Here is a 21,538-nt window from a genome sequence, read left to right as displayed (position 1 = left end):
AGCGCCAAAACGACGCTGCGGTAACAAAAAGGGCCGGGGGATTTCCCCCCGGCCCTTTCGCGTTAAGCGGGTCCTCCCCCCCAGGGCACAGGCGCGCCGGGGGCGGGGAAGATGAGACGCTGCAAAAGAAAATTGACAAATGGCGCCACATGCATATTATCTTCAGCCTTGAACTGCACGATCTTGCTATTTCCGGAGGGCACATGCGACGCACCACGATGATTGCCACGGTTTTTCTCTTTGCCGCACCCACGCTCGTTCTGGGCGGCACCTACCAGTGGCGCGACGACGCCGGGACCGTTCACTTCACCGACGACTCCGACCGCATCCCCGGAAAGTACCTAAAACGTGCCCAGGAGGTCGATGCGGCAAGTGCTGCGAAACCCGCGGCAAACGCGCCGAAGCAGGAGGCACCGGTAGCGGCGCCGGCAGCGAGGCGGGCTGCTGCCCCAGAGCCCGGCGACCCCAACGGCGCGCAGCGGGAGCGACTGCGTGGCGAACTGGCCCGGATCCGGGGCGGGCTGGTGGGCAAAAAGCAGGAGCTGCAGAAGCTGCATCACAAGTGGATGGTGCTGAAGGGGCGCACCCCGACCCTGGAAGAGGCCAAGAAGTTCCAGAAGGACCTCGCCGAGGGGAAAACGACTGACGGCAATAACCCCTATGTCACCAAGAACCACGTCTTCTCTACGGCCGGTGCAGCGCGTGCCGCTTACTACAAAAAGCTGGTTGAAGTGCGCGAGGACGATGCGCAGTTACAAAAGCTGGAGCGGGAACTCGAGGCGATGAAGTGAGCACGGCGCCCGGAACTGCGGGGAAGGGTGGGGCGCTGCCGGTAGTTTCCAGGGAGCGCATCGCACAACACCTGCAGTTCCTGGAGGGGGTCCGGCATCCGGTGGCGGCGCCAGCCGCCTTGCAGCGGGCCTGCACCTATCTGGAAGACTCGCTGCGCGCCCTGGGGTACGCGGTGGACCTGCACGGCTTTCTTGACGGCGGCGAGCAGTACCAGAACGTCGTCGCCACCAGGCTGGGGACGCGCCGGCCGGAACAACGAGTCCTGGTGCTGGCCCACTATGATACCGTTGCCGGTTCCCCCGGGGCCGACGACAACGCCAGCGGCGTGGCGCTGCTCTTGGAACTGGCGACCATCTTCAAAGAGTGGCGGCCGGAACTGACGCTGCAGTTTGTCGGAGTCAGCCTGGAGGAGAACTCGGAGGAGACCGGGACCGGACTCCGGGGAAGCCGTGCCCTAGCTTCCTTCGCGTCGATGCAGGGATGGCAAATCGAAGCCGTGGTGGTGCTGGAATCGGTGGCTTTCGCCGGCAGGTCGGTGCGTCAGGAGGCTCCCGCAGGGGTGCCGCTGCAGGTGCCTGAAACCGGCGACTTCCTGGCGGTGATCGGAAACCAGGCCTCGCAGGGGCTGGTGTCGCGCTTTGTCCTGGCCGTGGAAAGCTTTGGTGTCGTCCTTCCCGTGGTACCCCTGGTGGTGCCGGGCAACGGCGAACTCCTCCCCGATACCCGCAGATCCGACCACGCACCCTTCTGGGATGCCGGTTACCCCGCCATCATGCTCACCGACACCACCAACTTCCGCAATCCTCACTACCACCTGCCGACCGATACCGTAGCGACCCTGAACCTTTCCTTCGCGGCCCGCGTCTGCGAGGCTACCTCTGCCTTCCTACTGGGGCTGGCGTGCGGGGAAGGCGAAGCTCCGCGCTGATCGCACGCGTCAGTGGTTCGATCGGCTGCTCCCGGTGCGCCTGCATCAAACTCCCGAAAAGTACCGCCCGCTGCCCGGCCAGCACCTGCAGCAGTTCTTCCCGGCCCGCTCCCTGTGCCACCCGCTGTTCCACCATCTCCGCGAAAACATCCAGGTCGTGCAGGCTTCCCAGGAGGTCCTGGTAGCGCTTGAGGACCTGGCGCAGTTGATCCCCTTCGTCTTCCAACAGCGGTGCCAGGATCTCCAGCCGGTAGCGCAGCTTCTTGAAGGCGATGCGCAGCCGGTGCTGGGCCACCGCGTCCTCCTCCCGTAGCGCGGCCGGGAAAAGCTCCTCGACCAGCGTGACCCGCTCGGCCAAGGCCGCTTCTGCAAAGAGGGCGACGTCCATGAAGGGGTCGATACCGCTTGGCCGGAAGGGATTCGGATGCCCCAATAACCGCGCCAGTTCCTTTTTCAGGTTCCCCGCACGCAATCTGGGCAGTGCTTGTGCCAGTTCGGTTTGGGCCGCGTCCCTTTCTTTCGACAGCGTGCGCAGCAGGCCGGCCAGCGCCGGTCCACCGCCGCCTTGCTCCCGATTAAGCCCGGAGAAGAAGGCGAGGGCCTCGTCGACGTTACGTAGTTCTCCCAGAAGGGTAGTGAGCCTTTTCACCCTGCGCGACAGCCTCGCCACCTTCTTCCCCGGCAGAAGGGGGGCGAACAGGGCGAGCCCCTCCCGCAGGCGCCTGGAAGCGACGCGCAGGTCGTGCACCGCGTCCAGGTCGAGCCCCCGGACGGCACCGCGCCAGCGGACGAAGAATTCTTGCTGCAGCATGGCAAGGAGGTGCGAGGCGGCAAACCACAGGCGTGCCGGACGGAGTTGCGGGGAAGGGATGTGATCGGCGGGAATACTCATAGCTATCACCCAGACTGACAGCATTATAGCATGAACTCAATCAAGGATTCCGCCACTCGTTTGATGGCAAAGGGGTAAGTGCGTGCCCACTGGATGCCAGGGAGCGCAAGACTACGCTTCCTGGATCAAAGGGTTCAGTGAGGTTTGTGGATGGATATTAGGAATTCCATGACTGCCAGCAGGTTGGTGAGCCTTCTGAAGAGGATGTTCTTTTCCCGCAGGTCCTTAGTGTTCTTGAACTTTGTCATCAGTAGCTGGTACTGCTCATGGGCCAGATCGAAAGGTTTCATCTTTTTCAACGTGCCGCTCTCCTTTGTGGTTTTTTAGATTAGAGTGTTATAACTACAATAGATTAACATGTCAAGCGAGGAGGGTGAAGAAACCCCGTTCCCGCCATTGCTAAAAAATGCCAAGCGAATAATTGGTAAAAATTAATGTTGTGCTATAGTGTGTCGGTCGTTTATCAAACTCGGGAGGATCATTATGAAAAGAGTGTTGACCACCATCGTAACCGCGCTAGTAGCAGTATCTTTCGCTGGAATGGTCTGGGCGGCAGACACGACCGGAACCGATTCGGGATACACCGGGGGGCAGGGGACCGGTATGTCGTCCGGAACCCAGAGCGACCAGGGAAGTGCCGAAACGGCCAAGCCGAAGACCAAGACCAAGAAGAAAAGAAAGAAAAGCAGCAAGAAGACCAGGAAACATACCAGGAAAAGCACGGGGACCGGTGCCTCCGGGACGCAGCCCAACTACGGCACACCGCCTCTAGGCGGTCCTAGCGGCACCGGTGGCATGGGCGGTACCGGCGGCACTGGTGGTGGGACCGGCGGTATGGGCGGGACTGGCGGCACCGGGCAGTAAGGTATCTACGGCAGGGGCTCCTTCTGGCCGCACCGCAAGGCGCGGCCTTTTTTTCGCCGCCTGTTGATCCGCGACATAGCGATTCAACACGGAGCCGCCCGGTTCCCCCCCATGGGGTGGGTGAAATGCCCCACCTCCCTTGCCGGTTGGGTGACGGCTTATGTGGCGCGGCGGTGCATCCGCAGTGGCTACCCCCACAAAGTTTTGCAATTCTGAACAATTACCTGAACCGGCCCCGGCGCGGTGACGGGCGTTGGATGACGGTTTTGCCCCAGATCGTTGCCGGGTACGGCTCTTGCTGTGCAAAGCTGCCAGCTTTACATTTCATTACATTTGATAAAAGGAGATTCCATGTCTGCGTTGAAGAATTGGATACCGGCCACAGCGGCGGTGCTGGCCCTGTGTGTGCTCCCGGGGTGCTCTGAGAAAGGGGGCGGTGGCGCCCCCGTCGCCAAGGTGAACGGCACCACCATCACCAAGCCGGAGCTGGACCGTGCCGTGAAGACCCTCCTGGCGCAAAACCAGGTCAACCAGAAGCTGCCGCCGGAACAGATGAAAAAGGCCACCGACGCCGCCCTCGAGCAATTGACCTCGGCGGAGCTGTTGTACCAGGAAGGGAAGAAACTGCAGATAAAGAACCTGGACCAACTGGTCGACCAGCAGTACCAGAAAAACCGCGCGGCCTTCCCGACCAAGGAGGAGTACGAAAAAGCGCTGAAGGCGACCGGGATGACCGAGGCCGAGGTGCGGGAGTCGATGCGCAAAGAGATCGTGGTCAACTATTTCGTGGATCAGCAGTTCTCGGCCAAGGCCACCTGCACCGATGCCGAGGCGAAGAAGTTCTACGACGACAACAAGGTGAAACTGTTCCAAAAAGGCGAGCGCCTGCGTGCGAGCCACATCCTGGTGAGCGTAGACCAGAAGGGGGGGGGCGAGGAGAAGAAAAAGGCACGCGAGAAGGCGGAGGCACTCTTGAGCAGGGTGCAAAAGGGTGAGGACTTCGCGGCAGCCGCAAAGGCCGAGTCGACCTGTCCCAGCCGTACCAAGGGTGGGGAACTGGGCATTTTCGGCAAAGGACAGATGACCGCCCCCTTCGAGAAGGCCGCTTATGCCCTGAAACCGGGCGAGATCAGCAAGGTGGTGGAGTCGGAATTCGGCTTTCACATCATCAAGCTGCAGGAGCGGATCGCCCCTTCCACGGACAGCTTCGACGCCGTCAAGTTCCAGATCGTTCAGTATCTGAAGATGGAGCAGACTCGCAAGGCCGTGGCCGCCTTCCTGACCGAGTTGCGCCAAAAGGCGAAGATCGAAAAGGTCTAGCAGCGGGCGTCATCACGCAGATCGGCCCGGGGGGAGTTTCCCTCCGGGCCGTTTTTGTTGCCGTCGCTGGGGCGTTGCAGTAAGGGGGGGCGATGGAGGTCAGACCCACCTGAGGTTGTCGGCGGAGGCCTGGGGGGCACTGCCGGAAACCGACGCCTCGAACCCGTCGTTCTCCCCATCCTTTCCCGACTCGGACAGCCCGAACTTCTTCATCCGGTAACGCAGGGTATCCCTGCTCGTCTTCAGGAACTTGGCGGCCTTGGACTGGTTTCCGCCGGACTTCTTCAAAGCGAGCTGGATCAGCATCTTTTCCAGTTCTTCGAGGGAGATGCCGGTGGACGGGAGCACGATGTGCTCGCCGGCGAAGTCGGAGCTGATCATCCCGGGGCTGTCCGGTTCCTGCGCGGCGACCTTGCTCTGCTTGATCTCCGGGCTCAAAAATTCAGGCGTCAACACCTTCCCCTGTTCCAGCATCATGAGGCGCTCCACGCAGTTGCGCAACTCGCGGACGTTGCCGGGCCAGTCGTATCTGGTCAGGTATTCCAGGGTTTCCGGCGAGGCATGGCTGACACTTCTACCGTACTCCTCGTTCAGGGCGTCGACGAAGTACTGCACCAGCGATTCGATATCCTCCTTGCGCTCTCTGAGCTTGGGGAGGCAGATATTCATCACGTTGAGCCTGAAGAAAAGGTCGCCGCGGAACCTTCCTTCCTTAACCATCTTGGGGAGGTCCTGGTGCGTTGCGGTGATGATCCGCACGTTGGCCTCGACGTCCTCCTGCCCCCCGAGCCTGCGGAAGCGTTTGGTCTCGGTCGCCTTCAGGATCTTGGCCTGCATCTGGTAGGGCATGTCCCCGATCTCGTCCAGGAACACCGATCCTCCCTCGGCCAGTTCGAAGACCCCTTTCTGGCGCCGGGAGGCGTCGGTGTAGGCCCCTTTTTCATGGCCGAAGAGCTCGTTTTCCAGCAGGTTCTCCGGGATCGACGCGCAGTTTACCTCGATGAAGGGGGCGTCGGCCCGCGCACTGTGGTAGTGGATCGCCTTGGCGACCAGTTCCTTGCCGGTCCCGCTCTCGCCGGTGATCAGCACCGTCTTGGCGTCGGCATCGGCGCAGATCTTGATCATCTTGAAGACTTCGATCATCTTGGGGCTGTTGCCCACCATCTTCTCGTTGTCCGACTTCCTGCGCAGCTCGTTTCGGAAGTAATCGACCTCCTTCTTGAGCCGCCGTTTCTCGAAGGCCCGCTCCACCACGTGCTTGACCGCCTCGAGGTTGAAGGGCTTACCGAAATAGTCCTCCGCGCCGTCCTGCAGCGCCTGCACCGCCGAGTCGGCGTTGGCGTAGGCGGTGATCATGATGACGTAGAGGTCCTCGTTGGTCGCCTTGAACCGCTTCAGCAGCTCGAGGCCGCTGGTATCGGGAAGGCAGATGTCCAGCATGACCAGGTCAGGCTTGAAGATCTCGAATTTCTGAACAGCCTCGGCACCGGAAGCGGCCGTATCCACCTCGTAGCCGTCCTTTTTGAGGCTGGCGGCGAGGGACCAGGAGATCAGCTTTTCGTCGTCGACGACCAAGATCCTGTTTTTACTCATGGTGACGGTTCCTTCCTGGACCTGCTGCGGGAGAGTCCGCAGATTCTCGATAGGCTGAGACCGGTGTCGGTCAAGTTGCGGGGCGGGTCCCCATGCCGGTCAGCAGGCGGCTGAACTTTATCATTTATTTAATAATTTGTGTATTGTTTTTTTAGCATATAGGGGCCCTGTCTGGTGCGGAGCAGGGCCTGGCAGATCTTGGCCGGTGCAGCAATGGGTCCTTTACACCGGGCAGTGGGGGATATCACCCATGTTTGGGACATTTGCCCCAGTGCTACGGCTGCAGCGGCCCGATTTTTCAGCGCCGCGTGGCGCAAGGACTTTTTTCTCCGTACTGTGTTATTTGACGCACGCAGGTGGGGCTTTTCCAACACTTTACCCGCCCAGGGCGCGGCGAAGCCCCTGAAGGGCGCCTGTCCAGGGACGGCGACGGTGCCGAGGGCGCGTGGGGCAAATGACCAACTTCCAGCGCGTTAGCGACTTGGCGGTGCGGCTTCAAGAGGTGGCGCGACTCTTTTCTCCTGTTTCCCACCGGTCAATGCGACTTCGGCAGGATGGAAGCTAGCAGGATACGTGCCGAGCCCCCGGCGCCATAGCGCTCTGTCCCCCTCGCACCAGGCGCGGCCCCCACCATGGCATGGATGGCAAGTATTGTGCATAAGGAAAAACGAATTCACTATAAGGGCGGTGGCCATGAAACTGATGCAGGTGGTGTTGTGGGTAGCAATGGTGGTTGCCATCGGCGCCGGGTCGGGGTACGGGTACGACGGGACCGATTTGAAAGAGGTACAGAAGTTGGCGGAGCAGGGTAACGCCGAAGCCCAGATGAAGCTCGGTGTCATGCTTTCTTCTGGGGTCGGGGTCCCGCTGGACAAGCTGGGGGGGCTCAAGTGGTACGAGAAGTCCGCCAGTCAGGGTTACCCGCCGGGGCAGTGGAATCTCGCCTTCGTGTATATAAGGGGGGAGGTGGTCCCCCAGGATTTCAAAAAGGCCTTCCAACTGCTGCGGCAAGCGGCCGACGCCGGTTTTGACAGTGCGCAGTATGATCTCGGCATGATGTACCTGCAGGGGCTCGCCGTGCCGGCACCCGATCAGGACAAGGCGGACGTCTGGTTCCGCCGGGCGGCTGCGCAGGGGAACCGCGACGCCAAGAAGATCCTGAAGGAACTGGCTGCGAACCAGTGACCCGGGCGGCCGATCACCATAAGAATCATACGTTTCCAGGAGTCACCCATGCCTAACATATTCGAGCCCCAAAACGCGGCGCCGGAACTCACCCGCGCCTGCTTTGATTTCAGCCACGTTGCCGGTGAACTCGAGGAGAGCCGTAAGCGGCTGAGCGCCGTCTTCGATACCGTGCAGGTCGGCATCGTCATCATCGACGCCGAAACCCACACCATCGTGGATGCCAACCCCAAGGCGGTGGAGTTGATCGGCACGGCAAAGGAAGCGGTGGTAGGCTCGGTCTGTCACTGCTTCATCTGTCCCGAGCAGAGCGGGCACTGCCCCATCACCGATCAGGGGCAGCGCATCGACAACGCCGAGCGACAGTTGCTCAGGCCCAGCGGCGACGCCATCACCGTCGTGAAAACGGTGGCCCGGGTGAGACTGTACGGGCGGGACCACCTGATCGAGAGCTTTCTGGACATCACCGACCGCAAACGGGCCGAAGAGGAATTGAGGGCGAGCGAGGAGCGCTACCGCGATATCCTGGAGAACGCCAACGACCTGATCCAGAGCGTGGACGCCCAAGGGAACTTCATCTACGTGAATAACGCCTGGAAGAAGACCATGGGGTACACCGACCAGGAAGTAGCCAAGCTGAACATCTTCGACGTGATCAAGCCCTGCTGCCAGAGCCACTGCGCCACCATGTTCGACCAGTTGAAGTCCGGCGCGCGGATCCCCCGGGTCGAGGTCGAGTTCGTCGCCAAGGACGGGCGCAGCATCATCCTCGAGGGGAGCATAAACTGCAATACCTCCGACGGACACGTCAGCACCAGGGGGGTCTTCCGGGACATCACCGAGCGCAAGCAGATGGAAGCGGAGCTGACGCAGAGCGAGGACCGCTACCGCAAGTTGTTCGAGAACGCGCCGGAGGCGATCCTCGTGCAACATGAGGGGCGCTACGTCTGCGCCAACAAGCAGGCCTGCCACCTGCTCGGCGTGGACCGCCCCGAGGAGCTGATCGGCCAGTCCATCTTCTCCTTCGTGCATCCCGACTTCCACGCCATGGTGGTGGAGCGCATCCAGCAGATCCACGAGACCGGCGAGCCGTCGCCGCTACGCGAGTCGAAGATGGTGCAAAAAGGCGGGGCCGTCATCGACGTGGAGGCGGTGTCGACCGGAATCGTGTTCCAGGGGCAGCAGTCGATCCAGGTCATCATACGGGACATCACCGAGAGAAAGCAGGTGGAGGAGCAGAGAAGAGAGCTGAACAGCCATCTCGAGAGGATGGTGGAAGAGAAGACCCGGCACCTGAAGGAGGCCCAGGCCAAGCTGATCCAGTCGGAAAAGATGGCGACCCTGGGCGAGGTGATCGCCGGTGCCGCCCACGAGTTGAACAACCCGCTGGCCGGGATCCTGGGCGCGATCCAGATGCTGCGCAGCAGCGCGCTGGCGCATCCCATCGACCCCGAGCTGATGGATGGCATCGACGTCCTGGAGAGCATCGAGAGTGCGGCGGTCCGCTGCCAGAAGATCGTCGAGGACCTGGTCCGCTTCACCACCCAGGCGCGCTGCAATTTCAGCGATATGGACATCAACGAGGTGCTCAGGGACACCCTGGAGATCATGTCGGGGCCCTTCGAGGAGCAGAAGGTGAAGGTCACGCTGCAGCAGGACGCGGAGGTGCCCCGGATCGAGGGGGACTTCGTGAAGTTGCTGGAGGTCTACGTGAACCTGCTGCAGAACGCGAAGAGCGCCCTCCCCAACGGCGGCCGGATCGACATCAGCACCGCCCTGGTGAAGAAGTACGGGGAGCCGCTGCAGGTTTCGGTGGTGATCCGCGACGACGGCTGCGGCATCCCGCCCCAGAACCTGGCCAAGATCTTCGACCCCTTCTTCACCACCAAGCCGGCGGGGAAGGGGCCCGGCCTCGGGCTCACCGTCTGCTATGGCATCGTGAAGCGTCACGGAGGGGACATCGACGTGCGCTCTACGGTGGGGAAGGGGACCGAGGTGACGGTCACCGTCCCGGTCCGGCAGCAGAAAGGGCTGGGCTACCAGGCTTCCTGATCCTGGCGGCGGAGTTCTCACGTCCCGCCCCCCCCCGTTCGGGTTAATTTTATTTGACATTTCCTTCCCCATCTGGTTAAACCATCTCTCGATGGCAAGGGCAGCAGCGGCTGCCGGAGACAAGCGGGAGGGGCGGCCAGCTCAGCTCGAAGCGTGCCAGAAACGGAAGCACCGGAAAAAAGATAAACGATAATACTAAACCATCCGCGAGGGTGGGACGGAAAGCCCACGGGTCTCCCTGAGACAGCCGGGTTGCCGAAATATCTAGCCAAGCTGCAGCTACGATACCGGCAACCCGTTTTTTTTGTTCGCTTCTAATGATGTTGTCCCAAGATGGCCCCGCGCTGGAGTGACTGCCGGAGCGGCCGCCACCCTCTCCCCATCGCATTTTTCTTCGTAAATCCAGATAGTCATGCCGGTGCCGCACCAGGCGGCGGCAGGAGAGACCCATGCACGATGCGGCTAACGATCCACCAGGGTGTTTGCAGTCGGGTTCCGGTCCGCTGCAGTTGTTCAACCAGCTGCAGCAGGACGATGAACGCCTGGCGATGCTGAAGGAAGCGATCGACTTTCTTCCTATCGGCGCGGGGATCACCATCAGCGACCGGGAAGGCAAGATCATCTACGTGAACCAGGCGGAGGCGGAGATGCATGGCTACGCCAGCGAAGAACTGCTGGGCAGGCCGGCACGGGTCCTGGCGCCGGAGAGCAAGGCCGGCGGGCGCCGCATCAACCGCCAGACCGCCGGACTGTGGAAACGGGAGTGTCTGAACCTGCGCAAGGACGGCATGATCTTTCCCGTGCAGCTCACCTCCCTGCCGATCAGGAACCCGGGCGGAGACTACCTGGGGATGCTGACCGCCTGCGAAGACATGACCCAGCGCAAGCTCTGCGAGCAGCAGCTGAAGACCCTCGCCTATTACGACAGCGTTACCAAACTCCCCAACCGGGCGCTCCTCATGGACCGCCTGCACCAGGCCCTCGCCCTCGCCCAGCGCGAACGGCGCGAGCTGGCCCTGCTCTTTCTCGACCTCGACAATTTCAAGGACCTGAACAGCTCCAAGGGGCACGAGGTGGGGGACAAGTTCCTGCAGGAAGTGGCGGCCCGGCTGGCGGGGTGCCTGTGCGAGTCCAACACGTTGGCGCGGCTGGGAGGGGACGAGTTCGTCATCCTGATCAACCCGGTTCCGGGGGACGAGGAGGTGGCCGTTACTGCCGCCAGGCTGCAGGCCCTTTTCGCCGAGCCCTTCCTCATTGAAGGTGAGGTGCTCTACGGCAGCACCAGTATCGGCATCGCCCTCTTTCCCGAAGACGGGCGGGACGTGGAGAGCCTCTTGCGCAGCGCCGACGCCGCGCTGTACCAGGCCAAGAGAGAGGGGAAGGCGGGCTACCAGTTCTTCTCCCAGGAGATGAACCAGGTGAACATGCGCCGGGTGGCCTTGGAGAACGGGATGCGCCAGGGGCTCGCGCGGGGGGAGTTTTACCTCTACTTCCAGCCCCAGTGGGACCTGAAGACCCTGCGGCTGACCGGGGCGGAGGCGCTTTTACGCTGGCACAGCGCCGAGTTCGGCCTGGTCGGGCCGGACGAGTTCATCCCCATCGCGGAGTCCTGCGGCTTCATCTTCGATTTGGGGGACCTGGTGCTGAGGGAAGCCTGCCTGCATGCGGTGCAGTGGGACTCCTTCTTCCCGGGGCTTAAGGTCGCCGTCAACATCTCGGGGCGGCAGTTCCGGCAGCCCGACTTCCTGGAGACCATGGCCTGCGTCATTAAGGAGACCGGGGTCCGCCCGAGCTCTCTGGAACTTGAGTTCACCGAGAGCGTCATCATGGAGCGGGCCGAGAAAAACATCCACGCGCTGCAGGCGCTGAAGAGAATGGGGGTGAAGCTGAGCATTGACGACTTCGGCACCGGCTATTCCTCACTCAACTACCTTAAGCACTTCCCCATCGACGCCATCAAGATCGACCGCTCCTTCATCGCGGAACTCGTCACCGACAGTGATGACGCCGCCATCGCCGAGGCCATCATCTCCATGGCCCATAGCCTCAAGCTCAAGGTCATCGCGGAAGGGGTCGAGAACGACGCCCAGCTCGATTTCCTGGTGGATCGCTGTTGCGACGAGGCGCAGGGCTTCTACTTCGCTCCCCCCATGGCCGGGGAAGATTTCACTGGCTACGTGAAGCGCTTCTCCGAGCCGGAGGATCAATCCAAACCGCTGAGTGTCGCAGGCTGACCTCACCCCCCTAAAAGGAGGAAACACCCGTGAAAACCATGCAAAAGATAGCGCGCGCTTTCGTGCTGCAGGCCGTGGCACTGCCGCTCATACTGTCCCAGGCGCAGGCCGGCAACGTCGGCGTGGACGTCAACATTCATCTGGGCAACGAGCGCCCGGTGGTGGTGGCCCCGGCCCCCGCGCGGCCGGTTGTGGTGGCGCCCGCCCCGGTGCCGGTTTACCAGCCCGAGCCCTACTATGACGATGTCGAGGAGAACGTGGAGTTTATCTACCCGCAGCCGCTGGGGTTCTACGTGGCGGTGGGGGTACCCTACGACCTCTTCTACCTCAACAACGTCTACTTCAGCTTCCGCGACGGGCGCTGGTACCGCTCTCCCGACAACCGCGGCCGCTGGGTCCCGGTCGGGTACCGCGAGCTCCCCTCGCCGCTGCGCCGCTACCGCATCGAGCGCATCAGGGAGTACCGTACCCGCGAGTACGCCGTGTACCAGCGCGACCGGGACCACTATCACGGCAGGCACAGAAGCGAGCGGGGCTACTGGAAGGCGCGTCACGAGCACCAAAAGGACGAGAAGCGCTACGCCAAGGAGCAAAGAAAGGAAGAGCAGCGCTTCGAAAAGGAACAGAGAAAGGAAGACAAGCGTTACGAGAAGGAGCAGAGAAAGGAGCACAAGCGCCTCGAGCACGAACAGCGCGGCGAGGAGAGGGGCAATGACCGGGACCGTCACGGCCGCGACTAGCCTGAACCGCTGTGGCTGGGCGGGCAGCGATCCCCTTTACTGTGCTTACCATGACCTCGAATGGGGAGTGCCGGTGCACGACGACCGCCTCCTCTTCGAGTTTCTCACCCTCGAGGGGGCGCAGGCGGGGCTTTCCTGGATCACCATCCTGAGAAAGCGGGAAGGATACCGCCGCGCCTTCGCCTCCTTCGACCCGGAGCTCGTGGCCCGCTTCGGCGATGCCGACGTCGCCCGGCTCATGGCCGACCCCTCCATCGTCCGTAACCGCCTGAAGATCGCTTCGACCCTGGACAACGCGCGCGCCTTTCTCCGCGTGCAGCAGGAGTTCGGCTCCTTCGACGCCTACCTGTGGCGCTTCGTGGACGGCGTCCCGATCCAAAACGCCTGGCGCAGCCTCGCCGAGGTCCCCCCAAAGAACGAGCTGTCGGACCGAATGAGCCGCGACCTCAAGCGGCGCGGTTTCCGTTTCGTGGGGAGTACCATCTGTTACGCGCTGATGCAGGCGGTCGGCATGGTGAACGACCATACCGTCGACTGCTTCCGTTGGAGCCAGCTGCAAAACGGGTGACCGGCCAAACCTCCAGCGAAAACCTGCCCATACGCATTGCGTCCCGCCCCGATTTCGGGTAGATATTTAGGGTCATTCCTCAAGCAGCACATCCCCCTTTCGCGAGCCGGCACCAAGCGGGGGAGACGGTCCCCGCGCACGTCCCCCGCCAGCGCCCGGCTCGACCAGGAGAACCCATGTTCCGTCGCACCAAGATCGTAGCCACCGTCGGCCCCGCTTCCGATTCCGAGCAGATGCTCGACGCCCTGATCCACGCCGGCGTGGACGTCTTTCGCCTCAACTTCTCCCACGGCGATTACGCCTCCAAGGTGGCGGTGATCGGACACATCCGGAGGCTTTCCCAGGAGCACGAACATGCCGTGGCCATCCTCGGGGACCTGCAGGGGCCCAAGATCCGCACCGGTCTCATGGCCGGCGGTTCCATGGAGCTTGTGGCCGGCAGCGAGGTGGTGGTCACCACGCGGGAGGTGCTGGGGCAGGGGAACCTGATCCCGACTATCTACCGGGGGCTGCCGCGCGACGTGAAGCCGGAGGACCGCATCCTCCTCGACGACGGCTTGATGGAGTTGAAGGTGCTCGGGGTTTCCGGGGAGGACGTGCGCTGCCAAGTGGTGACCGGCGGGCTCCTGAAAGACCGCAAGGGAATCAACCTCCCCGGCGCCAAGGTCTCCGCCCCCGCGCTCACCGAGAAAGACAAGGAGGATCTGCAGTTCTGCATGGAGCAGCAGTTGGACTACGTGGCCCTCTCCTTCGTGCGCGAGGCCTCGGACGTGGTCGAACTGCGGGAGATCATCGACCGCGCCGGTTCCACGCTGCGCATCGTCGCCAAGATCGAGAAGCCCGAGGCGGTCTTGAACTTCGCCGCCATCCTGCGGGTCTCGGACGGGATCATGGTGGCGCGCGGCGATCTCGGTGTCGAGCTGAACCCCGAGAAGGTCCCCCTGATCCAGAAGCGCATCATCAGAAGCTGCAACGACGCCGGCAAGCCGGTGATCACCGCGACCCAGATGCTGGAGAGCATGGTAAACAACCCGCGCCCGACCCGCGCCGAGACCTCGGATGTCGCCAACGCCATCCTGGACGGCACCGACGCTATCATGCTCTCCGCCGAGACCGCCTCGGGGAAGTATCCGATCGAAGCGGTTTCCATGATGGTGCAGGTGGCGCACGACATCGAGAACGACCCGCAACTCATGGCGCAGTGCTGCAAGACGCCCAACGGCCAGAGCAGCCTCCCGAACATCTCCGAGGTGATCGGCATGGCGGCCTGCCGGGCCGTGGAAAGCGTCAAGGGCTCCGCCATCCTCGCTTTCACCCAGACCGGCAGCACCGCGGCGCTGGTTTCCAAGTACCGCCCGGCCCAGCCCATCATCGCGGTGACGCCGTCGCAGCAGGTGCGCCGCCGGCTCGCGCTCTACGCCGGGGTGCAGGCGCTGCGGGTGGACATCGAGGGGGATACCGAATCCCAGATCATCTCCGTGGAGGCGGCTGTGCTCGCCATGGGGTGGCTCAAAACGGGGGACCTGGTGGTGATCACCATGGGGAGCCCGCTGTCGAGCCCCGGCACCACCAACCTGATGAAGGTGCACCGGCTGGAAGAACCAGGGCTGCGCCCCCCGCGCTGATCGACGGCAGGGACCTCACAGTTTTCGTCCATTTAGGCGTTGCGCTGGGGTGGGGTAGGTGCTATAACTGTCGCGATCACTCGCATGAGGATCGGCGCTGCGCTATGGCCGACGACGGGGCTGATTTATGACAATCCGTCCTGTCCCGTTGCCGCGTATCGAGGGTTTAGTCCAATGGCTAGACCCTCTTTCATTATCTTTGTCATGGAGGTTACTGCGATGAGTGTGATACTCGTTACCGGCGGCGCCGGTTACATAGGAAGTCACGTAGTCAGACAGCTCTCCGAGGCGGGGCATGAGGTGGTGGTGTACGATAACCTCTCCACCGGTTCGGCCGACGCGCTGGTGCACGGCGAACGGCTCGTGGTCGGCGACCTCTCCAACCCCGACGCCATACGGCAGGTGCTCAAAGATACCGGCGCCAAGTCGGTGCTCCATTTCGCCGCGGCGATCATCGCCCCGGAGTCGGTAACCCTGCCGCTCAAGTACTACAGCAACAACACCAGGAACACCCTGAACCTCCTGCAGGCCTGCGTGGAGCACGGCGTCGAGCGCTTCATCTTCTCGAGCACCGCCGCGGTCTACGGCCTCCCCGAGGGGGGCGCCGCCTCGGAAGTAAGCCGCACCGCCCCCATCAACCCCTACGGGACCTCAAAGCTCATGAGCGAGTGGATGCTGCGCGACGCCGCCTTCGCCCACGGCTTCTCCTACGTGGCGCTGCGCTACTTCAACGTGGCGGGCGCCGACCCGCAGGCGCGCATGGGGCAAAGAACGCCGGAGGCGACCCACCTGATCAAGGTGGCCTGCCAGGCCGCCCTGGGCGCCCGCGACGGCGTTTCCATCTTTGGCACCGACTACGACACCCCCGACGGCACCGGGATCCGCGACTACATCCACATCGAGGATCTCGCCTCGGCGCACCTCTTCGCCTTACGCTATCTTGAGCGCGGCGGCGCCTCCGACGTCATCAACGTGGGGTACGGCAAGGGGAGCAGCGTGCGCGAGGTGATCAAGGTGGTGAAGGACGTAAGCGGCGTGGACTTCAAGGTCAACGAGGCACCGCGGCGTCCCGGCGACCCCGACAGCCTGATCGCCGTCGCCGACAAGATCCGCACCGTCCTTGGCTGGACGCCGTCCTACAACGACCTGCACACCATCGTCGCCGATGCCTGGCGCTGGGAGCAAAAACTTTGGCAATCCCGCTAGCCGCACAGGGCGGGGACAAGGAGAAGGCATGATAAAAAGCATGACCGGCTATGGCAAGGGTGAGGCCGTCCACGAAGGGGGACGCTTCATCGTGGAGGTGCGTTGCGTGAACCATCGCTACGGCGAGATCACCGTGAAGCTCCCCCGCGTGCTGCTGCAGTTCGAGAACGAGATCAAGAAGCGGGTGGGCGAGAAGCTCGTGCGCGGCAAGATCGACGTCTTCATCCAGGTGGAGAACGCGGTGGCGCTTGGCGTGCCGACGGCCAACCTCCCCTTGGCGCGCGGCTATCTGAAGGCCTTCCAGAGCATCGGGGAGGCGCTCGGGCTTTCCGGCGAGGTGGACCTCGCGCTGGTCGCCTCGCAGCGGGACGTGGTCACCGTGGCGGCCGAGGCCGAGGCGAGCCTCGACGAGATGCCGCAGGAACTGATGACCGCGCTGGAGGACGCCCTGCGCCGGGTGGACGAGATGCGCCTGTTCGAAGGGGAATCGCTCTACGCCGACTTCCAGAGACGCCGCGAGACCCTGGCCCAGTCCATCGCCCAGGTCGCCGCACGCGCCCCCCAGGTGGTCGCCGAGTACGGGCAGCGCCTGAAGGAGAGGATCGCGCAGCTTCTCGGTGATGCGTCCCTGCCCGAGGAGCGCCTGGCCCAGGAGGTCGCGGTCATGGCCGACAAGTGCGACGTCACCGAGGAACTGGTACGCCTGGAGAGCCACCTGCGCCAGTTTGACGAGACGTTGGCGAAAAGCGAACCGGTGGGAAGAAAGCTCGACTTCCTGCTCCAGGAGATCAACCGCGAGGTGAACACCATCGGCTCCAAGGGGAACGACGCCCAGATGGCGGCGCTGGTGGTGGAGCTGAAGGCGGAGCTGGAAAAGATTCGCGAGCAGGTGCAGAACATAGAGTAGGGGAACTTTACACTTTGGGGTTCCGCCGGCATGTTTTTGTAGCGGATCCCGACAACGGTTACGGGTGAACTATGAAGCGTGAAGGCGTATTGTACGTGATTTCGGCCCCTTCGGGGGCGGGCAAGACCTCGCTGTGTAAGGAAATAATTGACATCTTTCCTAACTTACGGCATTCTGTCAGCTACACGACGCGCCCTCCCCGGAACGGAGAGGTGCACGGGCGTGATTATTTTTTTGTGGGCAAGGAAGAGTTCGACCGGATGGTCGAGGCCGGGGAATTCGCCGAGTCGGCTGAGGTGCACGGCAACTTCTACGGCACGTCGCTCGCCACCCTCAAGGAATCCCGCGCCGAGGGGATCGATCTCATCCTTGACATCGACTGCCAGGGTGCGCGGCAGCTGAAAGGGCGTTTCGAAGGAGGGGTCTACATCTTCGTACTCCCCCCCAGCATCGAGGAGCTCAGGCGCCGCCTGGACAACCGCTCCTCCGACTCGCAGGAAGTCATCGAGCGCAGGATCCAAAACGCCTCCGGCGAGATCCAGGAAGCGCGCTGGTACGACTACATCATCATCAACGACAAGTTTTCCGAGGCCCTGGAGCAGCTGAAAAGCGTGCTGGTCGCCGAGCAGTGCCGCACCACCCGCCTGTTGCAGGGGCTTTCCAGGATCTTCACGATTTAGACGTTTAACATCACAAAGGGGATTTCACTTATGGCAAGGGTTACTGTAGAAGATTGCCTCGAGAAGGTGGACAACCGCTTCCTCCTGGTCATGCTGGCCTCCAAGAGGGTGAAGCAGCTGTTCAAGGGCGCCAAGCCGCTCATCGACAACAGGGCAGCAAACAAGAACGTGGTCGTCTCCCTCAGGGAAATCGCCGCCGCCAAGATCGGCTGCGAGATCGGCAAGAAAGGTCGTTAACAGATCGAGAGGGAGACGCATGAGCGGTCTCCCTTTTTTTCAAACCGGCTGGGGCTATCGGCTGACGGGGCATCTGCTCCGGTGCTGTTAGCCCCTTCTTTTTCCGCTAAGAAACGGACGCGATGATAAGACTCAACGACATACTCGATAAGGTTTCCTCGTATAACCCGGGCGCGGACCTGGACCTATTGCGCAAGGCCTACGTCTTTTGCGCCAAGGTGCACCAGGGGCAGACCCGGCTCTCGGGGGAGCCCTACCTGATCCACCCGATGGAGGTGGCCGGGATCCTGGCCGACCTGAAGCTGGACCTTCCTGCCGTGGTGACCGGCCTGTTGCATGACACCGTCGAGGACACCCTGACCACCCACGAGGAGCTGGAGTCGCTCTTCGGCGCCGAGGTGGCGCGCCTGGTGGACGGGGTCACCAAGATCGGCAAGATCCACTTCAAGACCAAGGAAGAGAGCCAGGCCGAGAACTTCCGCAAGATGCTTCTCGCCATGGCCACCGACATCCGGGTCATCCTGGTGAAACTCGCCGACCGCCTGCACAACATGCGCACCCTGCAGTACCAGCCCGAGCCCAAGCAGCGCACCATCGCCAAGGAGACGCTGGACATCTACGCCCCCATCGCCAACCGGCTCGGTATCTCCTGGGTCAAGGGCGAACTCGAGGACCTCTCCTTCCGCTACCTGGAGCCGCAGCTCTACTACGACCTGGCCGGCAAGGTCGCCAAGAAGAAGCAGGAGCGCGAGTCCTACGTCGCCACGGTCAAGGACATCATCAAGAAGCAACTCGAGGAGCACGGTATCAAGGGGGACGTCTCCGGCCGCTCCAAGCACCTCTACTCCATCTACAAGAAGATGCAGAGCAGAAACGTCGACATCGACGAGATCTACGACCTGATCGCGATCCGGGTCTCGGTGGACGACATCCGCGAGTGCTACGAGGTCCTGGGGATCATTCATTCCACCTGGAAGCCGATCCCCGGGCGCTTCAAAGACTACATCGCCATGCCCAAGGGGAACATGTACCAGTCGCTGCACACCACGGTGATCGGCCCCTACGGTGAAAGGATGGAGGTGCAGATCCGCACCGCCGAGATGCACCGCGTCGCGGAGAGCGGCATCGCTGCGCACTGGAAGTACAAGGAAGGGAAGGGGTACGACGAGAAGGAGGTCCGGCACTTCACCTGGATCCGGCAGCTCCTGGAGTGGCAGCAGGAGCTGGACGACTCCAAGGAGTTCATGGACACGGTCAAGGTCGAGCTCTTCCCGGAGGACGTCTTCATCTTCACCCCGAAGGGGGACGTGAAGGGGTTCCCGAAAGGCTCCACCCCGATCGACTTCGCCTACTCGGTGCACACCGACGTCGGCCACCGCTGCGTCGGCGCCAAGGTGAACGGCAAGCTGGTCCCCTTGAAGTACGAGTTGAAGACCGGCGACATCGTCGAAGTGATCACCTCGCCGCACCACACCCCGAGCAAGGACTGGTTGAAGATCGTCAAGAGCTCGCGGGCGCGCAACAAGATCCGGGCCTGGGTGAAGACCGAGGAGCGCCTGAGAAGCATCACCCTCGGGCGCGAGATCTGCGAGAAGGACTTCCGGCGCTACTCCCTCAATTTCGGCAAGCTGCAAAAGAGCGGCGAGCTGAAGAAGGTGGCCCAGGAGTTCGGTTTCCAGGCCGAGGACGACCTGATGGCGTCGGTGGGTTACGGCAAGCTCTCGGCGAACCAGGTGGTCGGCAAGCTGGTGCCGGCGGACAAGATCGAGGCGGCCAAGGACCAGAAGGAAACCCGCATCGGCAAGGTGATCGGGGCGCTGAAGGGGAAGTCCTCCTCCGCCATCCAGATCAACGGCGTTGAGGACGTGCTGGTGCGCTTCGGCAAGTGCTGCAACCCGCTTCCCGGCGACGAGATCACCGGCTTCATCACCCGCGGCCGCGGCGTCACCGTGCACACCGCCGACTGCCCCTTCGCCATGGCCTTAGAGCCGGAACGGCGCATCGATGTGGCCTGGAACAAGGGGAAAAAGAGCGCGCTGCCGGTCAAGATCCGCGTCGTGTGCAACGACGAGAAGGGGATCCTGGCTCACATCGCCACGGCGATTACCAACTGCGAGGCCAACATCTCCAGCGCCAGCATCCAGAGCACGCTGGACAAGCGGGGCGAGAACCTGTTCGAGGTGGACGTGACCGACCTCGACCACCTGAAGAAGGTGTTCGCCGCCGTCATGAAGGTGAAGGGCGTCATCAAGGTGGAACGTCTGAAGAGCTAGGGAAATAAGGAACGATCGAGACAGGAGGAGGCACTATGCAGAAGGAAATCATCAGCACCGACCAGGCACCCAAGGCGATCGGCCCGTATTCCCAGGGCGTGAAGGCCGGGGGCTTTCTCTTTCTTTCCGGCGCCATCGCGCTCGACCCGGCCACCGGTGAAGTGGTGCAGGGGGGCGTCGTGGCGGAGACCGAGCAGGTGATGAAGAACATCGGTGCGCTCTTGGCCGCAGCCGGCCTGGGCTTCCAGGACGTGGTCAAGACCACCATCTATCTGGCCAACATGGGGGATTTCGCGACGGTGAACGGCATCTACGGGGGCTACTTCCAGGAGAACCCGCCGGCCCGCAGCACTGTTGAAGTGAAAGGGTTGCCGCGCGGCGTCCTGGTGGAGATAGAGGTCACCGCTCTTTGCCGCTAAGGGAATTGCGGACACAAATAAAGCCGCGGGCGCTTAGAGCGCCGCGGCTTTAGGGACTGTGCGGAAGATCTTCTTAGAGAGCCTTGGTGACGTGACCGGAGCGGATGCAGCGGGTGCAGACCTTGATGCTCCTGACGGTACCGTTTTTCACGGCCTTGATCTTCTGCAGGTTCGGGCGCCAAATTTTGCTGGTCTTGTTGTTGGCGTGGCTAACGTTGTTCCCGAAGCTAGGGCCTTTTCCGCAAATCTCGCATATTCTGGACATTTCTTTGTACCCTCCGGTGATTACTGAAGTCGTTACTAATAGCAGAAAGGCTACGCCGTTGCAAGTAAAAAGTGGCGGTCTTGCTGTTTTTTCAGGTGCTAAATCATGGCTTTATTGAAAGGGCTGTTCTCCCTGTTGTTGCTGATACTGATCGTTCTGAGTGTTCTTTTCGTGGACTTCGTCTACAAGACCTTCTCCCTGACTCCGCGCGACGTGAAGTGTGACGCCATCGTGGTGTTGACCGGCGGCCGTGGTCGCGTGGAGGAGGGCGTGCGCCTGTACCGGGCCGGGCAGGGGAAGAAGTTGTTCCTGATCGGCGTCGATCCGGCGGTGAAGAAGCGCGAGCTCTATCAGGGTGAGGGGGCTGCGAACGTCTACCTGGAGCAGAATTCGCGCAACACGTTGGAAAACGCTATCTACGCCCGCGACCTGATCATGAAGCACAAGGTGACCTCCATCAAGCTGATCACCTCGCGTTACCACATGAAGCGCTCCACCATACTGTTCCGGAACGCGCTCCCCAAGGACGTCGCCATCTTCCCGCACCCGGTCGACTCGCGCAATCTAAAGGAGGAGTGGTGGAGCCACCAGGGGAGCTTCAAGCTGTTGTTCTCGGAGTTCTATAAGTACTGCATCCTGCGCTTTTTCTTCATGTTCGCGCCGGGCGAGCTGAGGCCGATAATCGGGAACAGCTAAGGCGCCTCACGCAAAGCCGCCAAGGCGCAAAGCAAAGCAAGGCTTGAAACAACAACAGGGAT

At 62.2% G+C, this 21,538-nt stretch carries 21 protein-coding genes and 1 riboswitch; of the genes, 17 read left to right on the top strand and 4 right to left on the bottom strand.

The window, feature by feature from the left end:
• The first annotated feature begins 203 nt into the window (after window positions 1-203).
• Together JFN90_RS09555 and JFN90_RS09550 are read left to right on the top strand one after the other, a co-directional pair.
• A complete protein-coding gene (locus JFN90_RS09555) occupies window positions 204-791 on the top strand; it encodes a DUF4124 domain-containing protein (RefSeq protein ID WP_199394890.1) in 588 nt (195 codons plus the stop codon).
• Window positions 788-1,720, top strand: a complete 933-nt coding sequence (locus tag JFN90_RS09550) for a M28 family peptidase (protein WP_199394889.1) — start codon at window positions 788-790, stop codon at window positions 1,718-1,720. The genes JFN90_RS09555 and JFN90_RS09550 overlap by 4 nt, the downstream gene beginning before the upstream one ends.
• Here the strand turns inward: JFN90_RS09550 and JFN90_RS09545 are convergent.
• Together JFN90_RS09545 and JFN90_RS09540 are read right to left on the bottom strand one after the other, a co-directional pair.
• On the bottom strand, window positions 1,665-2,612 hold the full coding sequence (locus JFN90_RS09545; RefSeq protein WP_199394888.1) for a CHAD domain-containing protein: 948 nt from the start codon (window positions 2,610-2,612) through the stop codon (window positions 1,665-1,667). The two genes, JFN90_RS09550 and JFN90_RS09545, sit on opposite strands and share 56 nt — an antisense overlap.
• Window positions 2,613-2,746: 134 nt before the next feature.
• Window positions 2,747-2,911, bottom strand: a complete 165-nt coding sequence (locus JFN90_RS09540; RefSeq protein ID WP_199394887.1) for a hypothetical protein — start codon at window positions 2,909-2,911, stop codon at window positions 2,747-2,749.
• 184 nt (window positions 2,912-3,095) lie between these two features.
• Between JFN90_RS09540 and JFN90_RS09535 the strand changes: the two genes are divergently transcribed.
• The gene (locus JFN90_RS09535) at window positions 3,096-3,476 is read left to right on the top strand and encodes a hypothetical protein (RefSeq protein ID WP_199394886.1); all 381 of its coding nucleotides are present in this window, start codon (window positions 3,096-3,098) and stop codon (window positions 3,474-3,476) included.
• A 351-nt stretch (window positions 3,477-3,827) separates the two neighbouring features.
• The gene (locus JFN90_RS09530; protein WP_199394885.1) at window positions 3,828-4,796 is read left to right on the top strand and encodes a peptidylprolyl isomerase; all 969 of its coding nucleotides are present in this window, start codon (window positions 3,828-3,830) and stop codon (window positions 4,794-4,796) included.
• Window positions 4,797-4,895: 99 nt separating this feature from the next.
• On the opposite strand, the gene JFN90_RS09525 is transcribed toward JFN90_RS09530, so the two are convergent.
• The gene (locus JFN90_RS09525) at window positions 4,896-6,389 is read right to left on the bottom strand and encodes a sigma-54-dependent transcriptional regulator (protein WP_199394884.1); all 1,494 of its coding nucleotides are present in this window, start codon (window positions 6,387-6,389) and stop codon (window positions 4,896-4,898) included.
• A 693-nt stretch (window positions 6,390-7,082) separates the two neighbouring features.
• Here JFN90_RS09525 and JFN90_RS09520 point away from each other — a divergent pair.
• The 12 genes from JFN90_RS09520 to JFN90_RS09465 all read left to right on the top strand — a co-directional run bounded on the left by JFN90_RS09520 (window position 7,083) and on the right by JFN90_RS09465 (window position 20,515).
• A complete protein-coding gene (locus JFN90_RS09520; RefSeq protein ID WP_199394883.1) occupies window positions 7,083-7,574 on the top strand; it encodes a tetratricopeptide repeat protein in 492 nt (163 codons plus the stop codon).
• 48 nt (window positions 7,575-7,622) lie between these two features.
• Complete coding sequence (locus tag JFN90_RS09515) at window positions 7,623-9,626, top strand: PAS domain-containing sensor histidine kinase (protein WP_199394882.1); 2,004 nt, start codon at window positions 7,623-7,625, stop codon at window positions 9,624-9,626.
• Between the two features lie 184 nt (window positions 9,627-9,810).
• Window positions 9,811-9,886, top strand: a riboswitch (cyclic di-GMP riboswitch).
• Window positions 9,887-10,075: 189 nt separating this feature from the next.
• A complete protein-coding gene (locus JFN90_RS09510) occupies window positions 10,076-11,860 on the top strand; it encodes a putative bifunctional diguanylate cyclase/phosphodiesterase (protein ID WP_199394881.1) in 1,785 nt (594 codons plus the stop codon).
• A 38-nt stretch (window positions 11,861-11,898) separates the two neighbouring features.
• Window positions 11,899-12,600 carry a hypothetical protein gene (locus JFN90_RS09505; RefSeq protein ID WP_215906756.1) on the top strand — a complete coding sequence of 234 codons (702 nt, stop codon included), beginning with the start codon at window positions 11,899-11,901 and terminating at the stop codon, window positions 12,598-12,600.
• The gene (locus JFN90_RS09500; RefSeq protein WP_199394879.1) at window positions 12,572-13,168 is read left to right on the top strand and encodes a DNA-3-methyladenine glycosylase I; all 597 of its coding nucleotides are present in this window, start codon (window positions 12,572-12,574) and stop codon (window positions 13,166-13,168) included. Before JFN90_RS09505 ends, JFN90_RS09500 begins: the two co-directional genes overlap by 29 nt.
• Window positions 13,169-13,344: 176 nt before the next feature.
• Window positions 13,345-14,793, top strand: a complete 1,449-nt coding sequence (gene pyk, locus JFN90_RS09495) for a pyruvate kinase (protein ID WP_199394878.1) — start codon at window positions 13,345-13,347, stop codon at window positions 14,791-14,793.
• Window positions 14,794-15,012: 219 nt separating this feature from the next.
• The gene (galE, locus tag JFN90_RS09490) at window positions 15,013-15,999 is read left to right on the top strand and encodes a UDP-glucose 4-epimerase GalE (RefSeq protein WP_199394877.1); all 987 of its coding nucleotides are present in this window, start codon (window positions 15,013-15,015) and stop codon (window positions 15,997-15,999) included.
• 28 nt (window positions 16,000-16,027) lie between these two features.
• On the top strand, window positions 16,028-16,906 hold the full coding sequence (locus tag JFN90_RS09485) for a YicC/YloC family endoribonuclease (RefSeq protein WP_199394876.1): 879 nt from the start codon (window positions 16,028-16,030) through the stop codon (window positions 16,904-16,906).
• Between the two features lie 71 nt (window positions 16,907-16,977).
• Window positions 16,978-17,586: a guanylate kinase gene (gene gmk, locus JFN90_RS09480; protein ID WP_199394875.1), complete on the top strand. Its 609-nt coding sequence runs from the start codon at window positions 16,978-16,980 to the stop codon at window positions 17,584-17,586.
• A gap of 30 nt (window positions 17,587-17,616) precedes the next feature.
• Complete coding sequence (gene rpoZ, locus JFN90_RS09475; protein WP_199394874.1) at window positions 17,617-17,823, top strand: DNA-directed RNA polymerase subunit omega; 207 nt, start codon at window positions 17,617-17,619, stop codon at window positions 17,821-17,823.
• Window positions 17,824-17,945: 122 nt separating this feature from the next.
• Entirely contained in the window at window positions 17,946-20,096 is a 2,151-nt protein-coding gene (locus JFN90_RS09470) for a RelA/SpoT family protein (protein WP_199394873.1), read from the top strand.
• Window positions 20,097-20,131: 35 nt separating this feature from the next.
• Window positions 20,132-20,515 (top strand): RidA family protein, encoded by a 384-nt coding sequence (locus JFN90_RS09465; RefSeq protein WP_199394872.1) that lies wholly within the window; start codon window positions 20,132-20,134, stop codon window positions 20,513-20,515.
• Between the two features lie 73 nt (window positions 20,516-20,588).
• On the opposite strand, the gene rpmB is transcribed toward JFN90_RS09465, so the two are convergent.
• On the bottom strand, window positions 20,589-20,780 hold the full coding sequence (gene rpmB, locus JFN90_RS09460) for a 50S ribosomal protein L28 (protein WP_012531640.1): 192 nt from the start codon (window positions 20,778-20,780) through the stop codon (window positions 20,589-20,591).
• A 105-nt stretch (window positions 20,781-20,885) separates the two neighbouring features.
• Here rpmB and JFN90_RS09455 point away from each other — a divergent pair, with 105 nt between their 5' ends.
• Window positions 20,886-21,476: a YdcF family protein gene (locus tag JFN90_RS09455; RefSeq protein ID WP_199394871.1), complete on the top strand. Its 591-nt coding sequence runs from the start codon at window positions 20,886-20,888 to the stop codon at window positions 21,474-21,476.
• Window positions 21,477-21,538 lie beyond the last annotated feature (62 nt).

It is taken from the genome of Geomonas propionica (assembly GCF_016458235.1).
GTDB lineage: Bacteria > Desulfobacterota > Desulfuromonadia > Geobacterales > Geobacteraceae > Geomonas > Geomonas propionica.
Note: the sequence above shows the minus strand (reverse complement) of the source record. Positions and strands in the feature narration are given on the sequence as shown.

What these genes read in the sequence shown, in the direction of transcription:
- JFN90_RS09555 (WP_199394890.1), top strand. Translation starts at nt 204, where the DNA reads ATGCGACGCACCACGATGATTGCCACGGTTTTTCTCTTTGCCGCACCC.
- JFN90_RS09545 (WP_199394888.1), bottom strand. Translation starts at nt 2,612, where the DNA reads ATGAGTATTCCCGCCGATCACATCCCTTCCCCGCAACTCCGTCCGGCA.
- JFN90_RS09535 (WP_199394886.1), top strand. Translation starts at nt 3,096, where the DNA reads ATGAAAAGAGTGTTGACCACCATCGTAACCGCGCTAGTAGCAGTATCT.
- JFN90_RS09530 (WP_199394885.1), top strand. Translation starts at nt 3,828, where the DNA reads ATGTCTGCGTTGAAGAATTGGATACCGGCCACAGCGGCGGTGCTGGCC.
- JFN90_RS09525 (WP_199394884.1), bottom strand. Translation starts at nt 6,389, where the DNA reads ATGAGTAAAAACAGGATCTTGGTCGTCGACGACGAAAAGCTGATCTCC.
- JFN90_RS09520 (WP_199394883.1), top strand. Translation starts at nt 7,083, where the DNA reads ATGAAACTGATGCAGGTGGTGTTGTGGGTAGCAATGGTGGTTGCCATC.
- JFN90_RS09515 (WP_199394882.1), top strand. Translation starts at nt 7,623, where the DNA reads ATGCCTAACATATTCGAGCCCCAAAACGCGGCGCCGGAACTCACCCGC.
- JFN90_RS09510 (WP_199394881.1), top strand. Translation starts at nt 10,076, where the DNA reads ATGCACGATGCGGCTAACGATCCACCAGGGTGTTTGCAGTCGGGTTCC.
- JFN90_RS09505 (WP_215906756.1), top strand. Translation starts at nt 11,899, where the DNA reads ATGCAAAAGATAGCGCGCGCTTTCGTGCTGCAGGCCGTGGCACTGCCG.
- JFN90_RS09500 (WP_199394879.1), top strand. Translation starts at nt 12,572, where the DNA reads ATGACCGGGACCGTCACGGCCGCGACTAGCCTGAACCGCTGTGGCTGG.
- pyk (WP_199394878.1), top strand. Translation starts at nt 13,345, where the DNA reads ATGTTCCGTCGCACCAAGATCGTAGCCACCGTCGGCCCCGCTTCCGAT.
- galE (WP_199394877.1), top strand. Translation starts at nt 15,013, where the DNA reads ATGAGTGTGATACTCGTTACCGGCGGCGCCGGTTACATAGGAAGTCAC.
- JFN90_RS09485 (WP_199394876.1), top strand. Translation starts at nt 16,028, where the DNA reads ATGATAAAAAGCATGACCGGCTATGGCAAGGGTGAGGCCGTCCACGAA.
- gmk (WP_199394875.1), top strand. Translation starts at nt 16,978, where the DNA reads ATGAAGCGTGAAGGCGTATTGTACGTGATTTCGGCCCCTTCGGGGGCG.
- rpoZ (WP_199394874.1), top strand. Translation starts at nt 17,617, where the DNA reads ATGGCAAGGGTTACTGTAGAAGATTGCCTCGAGAAGGTGGACAACCGC.
- JFN90_RS09470 (WP_199394873.1), top strand. Translation starts at nt 17,946, where the DNA reads ATGATAAGACTCAACGACATACTCGATAAGGTTTCCTCGTATAACCCG.
- JFN90_RS09465 (WP_199394872.1), top strand. Translation starts at nt 20,132, where the DNA reads ATGCAGAAGGAAATCATCAGCACCGACCAGGCACCCAAGGCGATCGGC.
- rpmB (WP_012531640.1), bottom strand. Translation starts at nt 20,780, where the DNA reads ATGTCCAGAATATGCGAGATTTGCGGAAAAGGCCCTAGCTTCGGGAAC.
- JFN90_RS09455 (WP_199394871.1), top strand. Translation starts at nt 20,886, where the DNA reads ATGGCTTTATTGAAAGGGCTGTTCTCCCTGTTGTTGCTGATACTGATC.